We start from the raw sequence: 9323 nt of genomic DNA on the forward strand, positions 1-9323 counted from the left end.
GTACGGAGGTGGGGGATCAGAATTCCTTAATGAATTTTGTTCCTACCCGTCCGATAGCTGAAGTTGCTAAAGAATATTTAGAGGCAATTTGGACAATGTACGAACCCAAAAACTATCTCCGACGTTGTTTTGAACAATGCCTGAAGATTACACCTAATCCGCAACTACAGCAGACAATGTATTTTCCTCCTGGCAAAGGACTGCGACTACTTGCAAACTTGCTCTGGCGTCAAGGTTGGCAACGGCAAGAAATTCGCGGTCAATTTTGGCAACAGCTTTGGGCTATTCTCCGCACCAAGCCGCAATTTGTGAATATGTATTTGGGTTTATGTGCTGCTGGTGAGCATTTTTGGGAATACCGCCTTTTAGCCAGAGAGCGCATTACTGAGCAATTAGGATTTGATCCCCTGACTACACCTACTGCGGTTGAAAAACCATTAGTCACGATTTAATAAAAGCGGATATTGTTCGCTCAACTCGTTGGTGTTTTTCCTGGCAATTGGTTGCGATCACCTTGCAAAAACTGCATTTATTGTATGATTACCTCGTAGTATTGGGCTTTGGTGAACACTTCTTCAGCTTCCGTCATGAAGTGAAAGTGCAACTAGAGACTCAAGAAGCAAGTTATCGCTTGTCACCTGTTAGTTGAAAGAATAAGTTTTGACCGTAGGCGTAGCCCATCGTAGACATCGCTTATGTGGGTTTCTGCAAAAAATGTACCATGTTTGATATATTGTAGACTATATGTCACACTAAAGCAGAGGCCAATATCAAACAAAAAATGCAAGGAACCCAACTTTCTTTTTTTTCTCACGAGGAAAATCACTCTACTACAAAGCAAAAAAAACCCAAATTAGGACGTTATGAACGTATCAAACGAGAACTAGATCAAAATGATTGCGATCCATACAAGATATTCATTGATATTGATTCTGTGCCAAATACAGCATCTAATTACACCTTTATGGATCTGTTTTGTGGAGCAGGGGGCATAACACAAGGACTAGTTCAAGCTGGATTTAAACCCTTAGCTAGCGTTGAAATTAACCCCATCGCTTCTGCTACCCATAAAAAAAACTTTCCCCAATGTCATCACTTTTGTGGAGATATCGAACAGTTTGATTCCCGTAATTGGCTAGAACAAATCAGCTTACCTGAAGTAAATCTTATTATAGGCGGCCCGCCATGTCAGGGTTTTTCGGTAGCAGGAAAACGTGACCATAAAGACCCGCGCAATCGCTTATTTTATGAATTTGTGCATGTTGTCTCAGAAATACGTCCTTGGTATGTTGTTATGGAAAACGTTCCAGGCATTCTGACGATACAAAACGGAGATGTAAAAAAAGCAATTATTGAAGCTTTTGAATCTATTGGTTATCCTAATATATCTGTTGCAATTCTTGAATCTGCTGCCTATGGAGTGCCACAAATTCGACCAAGAGCTATCTTTATAGCTAACAGATTTGGAATGCCAAATCCCTATCCCAAAGCTAAGTTATTACCTGAAGAATACAAACCTATTGAATCGGCTATTTCTGATTTACCACCATATACCTTGATACCAGAGATAAACCATCAGTGGACTAAACATTCACTTGAGTATATGGAGCGAATTGCTAAAGTACCTCCCGGCGGTTCTTTATATACAAAATATATTGATGCTTTCAAACGGCAATATCCTGGTAAACCCAGTATGACTGTTAAAGAGAATCATGGCGGTACTCATATTCATCCTTATCTCAATCGTGTTATTTCCGCTCGTGAAATGGCAAGATTACAGACATTTCCAGATTCATTTATTTTTGAAGGTTCTATGAAAAAAGCTATGTGGCAAATTGGAAATGCTGTACCACCACGTTTAGCAGAGTGCATTGGCTACGCGCTTATTCCTTATCTAACTAATATTGCTCTTAATACTATAAATAAAGTTAACGCTAGTCATCCTGAGCAGGATGATCTAGTTTTTGATTAAGAGTATTACGCCAAGTTTCAAAATCGTACCAGCCGCAACCTACGCAGCCTTCCTCCGCCTCAGCACCTTGTTGATGTATGGAAGGCCAGTTTTCATCTCCTTGATACCAAAAACGGATCCCAAAAGGTGTACCTCTTTTAGCAGTTTTTATACAGCGTTCACAACTTTGCGATTTTAAAAGATTGTTATTGCCAAATTGGTCTTTTTTCAACAATTGAAACTTTTTCTTTATTTCGGTTTCGCTGATAGAAGCAAGGTGTGGTGGCTCATTTTCTCTCCAACGCTCCATTGGAAACCTATGATCAATGACTAGCTCATGCTTCTCTCTTCGCCTTTGTTCTATTGCATCTGTATATGAATAAACTTGGAGAATTCTTAGAACTAAGGACGCTGGTATATTAGATGCAGAATTAGCTGATTTTATCTCTCCTATCCAACGATCCCACCTTGTTTTCTTGCGGCAAAATTCACAATACTTACTTTCTGTTTCGATAACAAGACCAGGACGCTGTTTGTTCCCACGTTGTAGTCCTTGGATTCCACCACCACCTGCATATTGAGCTGATGCAATTGACTTTCCTTCATGATCGCGACAATGCCATTTTTGAGCTGATAAAAGTTTAAAGACTTGTAGTTGAGTTGAACCTTTTTTAAACTGAGATTGAATTGTCTCTACTAGATTTTTTGTCTTGCTCACTGTATCCTATCAGCTTCAATTTCCAAACTTTCAAGAAGAAGGGAAACGTTTATGCCCAAACCAACTGCAAGGCTTACAAGAGCAGTGAGGGAAGGATTTCTAACTCCGCGTTCCACACCAGATATATATGTGCGGTCTAAGTTAGCGCGTAATCCTAGTTCTTCTTGAGAAATTCCCAGTTCTGTTCTATGTCGCCTTACAAGATAACCTAAAGCAGTAAGAATCTTCGGTTTCGCTTCATCCATAGTCCTGATTCTGAGCGTTTACGGACTATCAGTCTACGGACAATGTGTCACATTACTAAGAATTGCGTATGAAATTTTGGAAAAATATATTAACTAAAGTGTATCTGTCCTTAGTTTTTTTATCAATAGCGATCGCACTAATCTTTCTTACTAAACCCTAGAACTCAACTTACCTTTCAGCCAAACCCACCTGTCCACCAATTAGCCCCAAAAATCCAGTTCCAAAGTGCTGAATCTCCAAAAAGCTTGCTTGCTCCGGCGAAGTTTTGTAAATTCGGAATGTCTTCATAATTCCTAAAGTGGCAGCACTTTCTAGAGGCCCAACAAAACTAATATCTCGGTCAATAAAATAGGTTTGATTAGCCCAGTGAGCCATTTGATTTGCATTTAAAAAGTAGCAACCTGCGTGAGGATTGAGGGCACGACGAAAGGTAATTGGTGCATTCATAATTGCACCATTGAGTTCCTGTTGCTCCTGCACATTTTGAAAAGGAGCAGTTACTCGTAAAGCCAAATCCCCATCAATATAAGCTTTGTGAACCAAACCGTGGGGAGAGACTTCATAACGATTTGGCTGGAGCAAATTTAAATCACCCGCTTGTTGGGTAAACCAGTTTAATTTTATAAAAAACCAAGGGTCATGAATAATTAAGTCATCTTCAAGAAAGCAGTAATAATCATACTGACCGAGACAACTTTGCAGAACAGCTTGACACTCAAACCCCAAAATTAGAGGTTCTGCATTGCTAGAATGATGCCTATATAAATGTGATGGTAAGGGAAGCTGATTCAGAAGATGATTATCTTTAGTTGTACAAATAACAATATCTAGTTCGTGAGACTGCGGCTGATTAGCAGGAAAAGCTAGTCGTTGAGCAATGTTGATAATACTTTGAGATTTGCCAAATAATTGGTGTAAAGCGGTAATACTTTTAGTTAATGCCTCTAAGCGGGGTTGCGGGTCTTTGCGTTGGGAAGCATGACGACCCTCATTGCTAGGTTTGAAAAAATGGGCAATGGTAAAAATAATTCGCATTTTCAATATCGCTTTATTTGTCATTTGTCATTTATACTAAGTGCAGCCTCTGCAAGAGTTGTGTTGGTCATTTGTCATTTCGATCGATCACTAATAACTAATATACTCCTTGCAAAAGTATTTCCTTTCAGGCTTTTATTTGCACCTTTGCTTAAGGCAAAAAATATTTATGCAAATGACAAATTACTAATGCCAATGACTAATTTTTGCCAAATCCTTTAGAACGTGGACGCTTTTTAAAACTATCAGAAGTTTTGCCAGCGAACATCCATTGCAAATGCTGTGGTAACAATTTCGCCAAATCATAACGCTTCAAAATAGTCTCTCGCGCATTCGCACGAATTGCTTTCATCTCTTGAGGATTATTCAGCGCCTCTTCAACCCGATTAGCAATATTCTGAGGAGAAAAGAAATCTACCAGCAGTCCATTCACCCCATCCTGTACGACCTCCAAGACTGGCGAAGTCTTAGAAGCTATTAGTAAACATCCTGCTGCCATTACTTCTAACATTGACCAAGATAATACAAAAGGACGGGTTAAATAAACATGAGCAGAAGAAGCTTGCAAAACCTGAAGGTACTCATTGTAAGGAAGCCTATCTGTAAAGTGCAGCCTCGATAAATCCAAAGATAATTTTTCTAGCATTAATTGTTTATAAGTCTGACCATCGGGGAGATTTTTACCATAGGCAACCCGATCTTCTCCCACAACTACCACATGGCACTTAGGTCGTCGCTGCTGAAGTAGCGCTACCGTTTCCATAAACTGCGGAAAACCTCTATAAGGTTCCATTCCTCGTCCTACATAAGTTACCAACTCTTCCACATGAGAAAGATCCAGATTTATTCTTGGTAAAACTAATTTTGCACCTGGTTTGGGAACAAAATAATTGGTATCGACACCATCATGAATTACAGTGAGTTTGCTATGATATTCTTTGGGGAATTGCTGACGCTGCCAGTTAGTTGGACAAAGACCGCGATCGCAGCTATATAAATCAGTTAAAATCGGTGCATTTTTCACGCGGATGCGACATTCATCATCAGCATTCAACGGATCGTTGGGATCGAAATCTGCATCGGAACCGTGAGCGTGATAAAACCACTCGAAATAACACAATAATTCTGCTTTGGGAAAAACATCTTTCATAAATAAAGTCGGCCCCCAACCAGAATGACCATAAACTATATCTGGAAAGAAACCCTCAGATTTTAATTTTTCTGCCACGCGATAGACAGCTTGAGCGGTGAGAACAGCATTTTCCAGGTTGCGAACGTAGTGGTGAGTTTGAGGCGCAGCTTCACGAGAAGGGGTATAAATAGCTTTGAAAACGCCAAGTATTTCCCCTTCCCGACGATTTGTCCCAAAGACGACTTGGCAATTAGGATCTTTACCTAAAACTGTCGCTAGGTTACGAAATTGTGAGGGAAAATTGGGATGTAAAAATAAAACTTTCATTGGAATAATCTTGATTAAATTATTGCCAGATAAAATAAATTAAGACAAGCTGCTTAAGATTATAAGATTATTTATCACAACTTTCAGCAAGTAAATTTAGATAAATGGTTGCCCGAAAATGCGAAAATAATCGCAAATTCGTGTTATGACCATGAAATTTATTGGCATTGATTTAGGGTGGAAATCTCAACCAAGTGGACTATGCTGCTTAGAATGGATAAATGGACAACTGCAACTACTCGATCTAGACCGCAAAGAAGCTATTGCAGACATCCTCACCTGGATCGATCGCAGCGTCCAACCAGATGAGCCAGCTATCATCGCTGTAGATGCGCCTACCCTCATACCAAATGCTACCGGGAGTCGTCTCCCCGACAAACTTAGCCACAAGCACTTTGGCAAATATCATGCGGGATGCTGTATTTATAGCTTAGAACAGTTATTAGATATTAATTATCTAACTGAAAATATGTAATATAAAAGGCGTTGCTAAACTTAAGTCAGCAACGCCTTTTCTTGAGTATTCAGTAACTACTCGTTACTCTTATTCTGCCCAAGCAATCAACCTTGGTTCATAAGGATTAGCCAGGTGTGGATTTTTTGGCAATACACGCAAAGACAAACCTTGTAAACCAGAAGCGGTATAGATGATATTACCAGTGTAAATACTCAATTGCTGTCCATCTTCGCCTTGGTAATCCATCACTACTGGTACAGCGTTGACAATATCACCATTGGCATCGATCGCACCTTGATATAGCTCCACCTGCACATCATCATTGGTCAAAGTCGCCAAGTCAACCTTGGCTTTGACAGCAACGGTTTGGTTAACCTCAATGTCTGAAGCTGCCGATACGTCAACATCTTTGATTTTGATGTTGAACCAGTGTTCGCTCAGTTTTTCTTTCCAAGCGGCTAGTTCTTTGGCTGGGCCATAGCTATCAACAGTCAGGGTATGATAGCGATCGCTGGCTGGGAAATAAGCCCTTTGTGCATATTCTCCGACCATCCGCGCTGTGTTAAAGAAGGGACAATTCAACCGAATTGCATCCTTCATTTTGGCAACCCACGGACGGGGCAAACCATCAGTATCCCGATGTTCATAAAATAGCGGTACAACTTCCTTCTCTAACAACTCGTAGAGAGCATTTGCTTCTACTTCATCTTGGTAGTTAGGATCGTCGTAATTCTCTCCATGTCCAATCGCCCAGCCCGTGCGAACGTAATCAGCTTCATCCCACCAGCCATCTAGTACGCTTAAATTTGGCAATCCATTCATAGCGGCTTTCATACCACTGGTACCAGAAGCTTCCCGTGGACGACGCGGTGTATTCAACCAGATATCGCAACCCGCAACCATCAACCGGGAGATGTGAATGTCGTAATTAGGAACAAACACTACTTGTTTTTCTAAATGCTGTTCGCGGATAAAGTGATTGATCTCGCGGATCAGTTCTTTACCAGGAATATCCTTGGGATGTGCCTTACCAGCAATCACAAATTGCACTTTCCGGTCTTTGTTAGCCAGCAGAAGCCGCTTAATGCGATCCAAATCGCGCATCCAGAGGGTGGCGCGTTTGTAGGTGGCAAAGCGGCGAGCAAAGCCAATGGTGAAAGCGTAAGGATCTAAAACTTCTTGGGCTTGGACAATTTCGGAAGCGGAAGCGCCGCGATCGGTCAAATGCTTGACTAAATGCTCCCGCACATACAAAATCATATCCAAACGGCAGCGTTCGTGATTGCGCCACAATTCCTCATCGGGTATGGCGTCCATCCGCTCCCACAATGGGCTATCTGGTGGTGCTGATGACCAATTTGGGCCGAGGTAGCGATCGTACAATTCTTGAGTCGATTTCGCCACACAACTCCGAGCATGGACACCGTTGGTAATTGCTGCGATCGGCACTTCTTCTACTGGCACTTTCTGCCATAACCCCTGAAACATTTGCCGCGACACCACACCGTGGAGTTGTGCGACACCGTTAGAAAATGTTGCCATTTTCAGCGCCAGCACCGCCATACTGAAAGGCCCAGATAAATCGCCTGTATTTTCACGCCCCAGTCCTAAAAATTGCTCTTTGGGCAACCCAAATATCTCTGCGTAATATCCCAAGTAGTGCAGCATTTTCTCAGGAGCGAACAAGTCAATTCCTGCCGGGACTGGCGTGTGGGTAGTAAAGATATTACTGGAAGCCACTACCTGTCTAGCTTGGACATAATTCAGTCCCTCTTCCTGAATCAGCAAGCGGATGCGTTCTAGGGCAGAGAAGGCGGCGTGACCTTCATTCATGTGGTAAGCGGTGACTTTCAGCCCCAAAGCTTTGAGCATTTGCACACCACCGATCCCTAGCATGATTTCCTGGTGGATACGCATATCGATGTCGCCACCGTACAGCTGATCTGTGATGTCGTGGTCGTAAGTGTTGTTGGGTTCAATATTGGTGTCCATCAAATACAGGGGAACCGTTCCTACCTGTACGCGCCAAACTCTGGCATACACCTTGCGCCCTGGATAATCTACCGCAATCCGCAGTTCTGAACCATCGGGATTGCGCTCTAAATGCAAGGGCATATTGTAGAAATCGTTGAGCAGGTAGCGTTCTTGCTGCCAGCCATCAGCATTGAGATACTGGGCAAAGTAGCCTTGCTGGTAGAGTAAACCTACACCTACAAGCGGTAGCCCCAAGTCACTGGCAGATTTGAGGTGATCCCCCGCCAGAACGCCCAGACCTCCAGAATAGACGGGCAAACAATCTACAAGTCCAAATTCCGCCGAAAAATAGGCGTAGCATTCTTTGGGTTTCTGCTCCCGTTGTTTCTGATACCAGGTGCGCTCTTGCAAATAATCGTCTAACTGACGGTCAGCTCGATCCATTTGCGCTAAAAAGCCTTCATCTTCGACAACTTCCAGAAGCCGCGATTGAGAGATTGTACCCAACATTAACACCGGGTTATGATGGCTAGACTCCCACAGGTCGGAGTCTAAGCGACGAAATAAATCTTTAGTATCAACGTTCCAATCCCAGTGCAAGTTATATGCCAGCCGCCGTAGTGGTTCGAGTCGCGGCGGCAGTGAAGGGGATACGTTAAATGTGCGAATTGGCTGCATAAGTTGGCAAAACTCCAAGTTTAGCTATGGTTATTGTTGACTCTCTTTACCAATGTTGCCAATTCTTTATACAGTAGTTTGTGAAAAAGCGATGACTTTGTTAAGCATTGAGAATTTTTTTTAACCTCGTTGCTAAAGTTTACACCAAGGTGTTTCTAATTCTATGCGTTAGCCTTAGCCATGTACTTGGTATATTAAGATTTAATCATTGACTGGTATGTATCACTAAAAAAAATTTAGTTTTGAATAAATAATTTATATTTATTTTAGTATTGCTTCCGGGGATCAATCGAGAGTCTGGGCTGAGGATGAAAATTCCCCATAGCTGTGTCCAGTAAAGTTAAATTTTTTAATTATTTTTTTATAAAATTGCGCTGTCAAAGAAGGCAATCCCGATGAAAGGAGTTTCAAAAGCCTTACATGAAAATCTTCTCAAGACTGGGATTTTTACTCAACCTGGCTAACGCCCCGCTATCCATGTACAGCACTCTCAAGCCAGGAAGCAGAAGGGAAACCCCATAAATAATTGGATGAAAGCCCTACCAAGCAGTTAATCAAGAAAAGTGATGCCTGGGGCCGGCTACACCTACGCTAACTACTTGGTATGAAATATTTGCACTAAACCAGGAAAATAACTTATAAAGGTGTTATTTTATGCACCTAGTGAAGGCTGATCTTTAGTATTTTTTGTCATTGTCAGAGCTACAGCTGCTGCATAAGCCAGTTCTGCTGCCATTTGATAAGCAAGTTTGATACTTGATGAAGTGTCCTTGGCTTTAGGAGAGGGGGAAGCTTTTTTTCGGCG

General features: G+C 41.9%; 8 protein-coding genes and 1 pseudogene. 4 read left to right on the forward strand and 5 right to left on the reverse strand.

The window, feature by feature from the left end; genetic code table 11:
* The 3 genes from IQ229_RS03435 to IQ229_RS03445 form a co-directional block, all read left to right on the forward strand.
* On the forward strand, nucleotides 1-452 hold a 452-nt coding region (locus IQ229_RS03435), incomplete at its 5' end, for a DUF4070 domain-containing protein (RefSeq protein WP_194041307.1).
* A gap of 47 nt (nucleotides 453-499) precedes the next feature.
* A complete protein-coding gene (locus IQ229_RS03440; protein ID WP_322743935.1) occupies nucleotides 500-649 on the forward strand; it encodes a hypothetical protein in 150 nt (49 codons plus the stop codon).
* Between the two features lie 132 nt (nucleotides 650-781).
* Nucleotides 782-1972 (forward strand): DNA cytosine methyltransferase, encoded by a 1191-nt coding sequence (locus tag IQ229_RS03445; RefSeq protein WP_194041309.1) that lies wholly within the window; start codon nucleotides 782-784, stop codon nucleotides 1970-1972.
* Here IQ229_RS03445 and IQ229_RS03450 read toward each other — a convergent pair.
* The 4 genes from IQ229_RS03450 to IQ229_RS03465 all read right to left on the reverse strand — a co-directional run bounded on the left by IQ229_RS03450 (nucleotide 1935) and on the right by IQ229_RS03465 (nucleotide 5409).
* On the reverse strand, nucleotides 1935-2669 hold the full coding sequence (locus tag IQ229_RS03450) for a restriction endonuclease (protein WP_194041311.1): 735 nt from the start codon (nucleotides 2667-2669) through the stop codon (nucleotides 1935-1937). The genes IQ229_RS03445 and IQ229_RS03450 overlap by 38 nt on opposite strands.
* Nucleotides 2666-2914, reverse strand: coding sequence for a helix-turn-helix domain-containing protein (locus tag IQ229_RS03455; protein WP_194041313.1), 249 nt, complete (start codon nucleotides 2912-2914; stop codon nucleotides 2666-2668). The genes IQ229_RS03450 and IQ229_RS03455 overlap by 4 nt, the downstream gene beginning before the upstream one ends.
* A gap of 169 nt (nucleotides 2915-3083) precedes the next feature.
* The gene (locus IQ229_RS03460) at nucleotides 3084-3950 is read right to left on the reverse strand and encodes a calcium-binding protein (RefSeq protein WP_194041315.1); all 867 of its coding nucleotides are present in this window, start codon (nucleotides 3948-3950) and stop codon (nucleotides 3084-3086) included.
* Nucleotides 3951-4149: 199 nt separating this feature from the next.
* Nucleotides 4150-5409: a glycosyltransferase family 4 protein gene (locus IQ229_RS03465; protein ID WP_194041317.1), complete on the reverse strand. Its 1260-nt coding sequence runs from the start codon at nucleotides 5407-5409 to the stop codon at nucleotides 4150-4152.
* Between the two features lie 151 nt (nucleotides 5410-5560).
* On the opposite strand from IQ229_RS03465, the pseudogene IQ229_RS03470 reads away from it, so the two are divergent.
* Nucleotides 5561-5827, forward strand: a pseudogene (locus IQ229_RS03470) (DUF429 domain-containing protein); the annotation flags it as partial.
* Between the two features lie 126 nt (nucleotides 5828-5953).
* Here IQ229_RS03470 and glgP read toward each other — a convergent pair.
* Complete coding sequence (gene glgP, locus IQ229_RS03475) at nucleotides 5954-8518, reverse strand: alpha-glucan family phosphorylase (RefSeq protein WP_194041319.1); 2565 nt, start codon at nucleotides 8516-8518, stop codon at nucleotides 5954-5956.
* Nucleotides 8519-9323 lie beyond the last annotated feature (805 nt).

The organism is Nostoc cf. edaphicum LEGE 07299 (genome assembly GCF_015207245.1).
Taxonomy (GTDB): domain Bacteria; phylum Cyanobacteriota; class Cyanobacteriia; order Cyanobacteriales; family Nostocaceae; genus Nostoc; species Nostoc edaphicum_B.

Coding starts and splice junctions, on each gene's coding strand:
- IQ229_RS03445 (WP_194041309.1), top strand. CDS start 782: ATGCAAGGAACCCAACTTTCTTTTTTTTCTCACGAGGAAAATCACTCT.
- IQ229_RS03455 (WP_194041313.1), bottom strand. CDS start 2,914: ATGGATGAAGCGAAACCGAAGATTCTTACTGCTTTAGGTTATCTTGTA.
- IQ229_RS03460 (WP_194041315.1), bottom strand. CDS start 3,950: ATGCGAATTATTTTTACCATTGCCCATTTTTTCAAACCTAGCAATGAG.
- IQ229_RS03465 (WP_194041317.1), bottom strand. CDS start 5,409: ATGAAAGTTTTATTTTTACATCCCAATTTTCCCTCACAATTTCGTAAC.
- glgP (WP_194041319.1), bottom strand. CDS start 8,518: ATGCAGCCAATTCGCACATTTAACGTATCCCCTTCACTGCCGCCGCGA.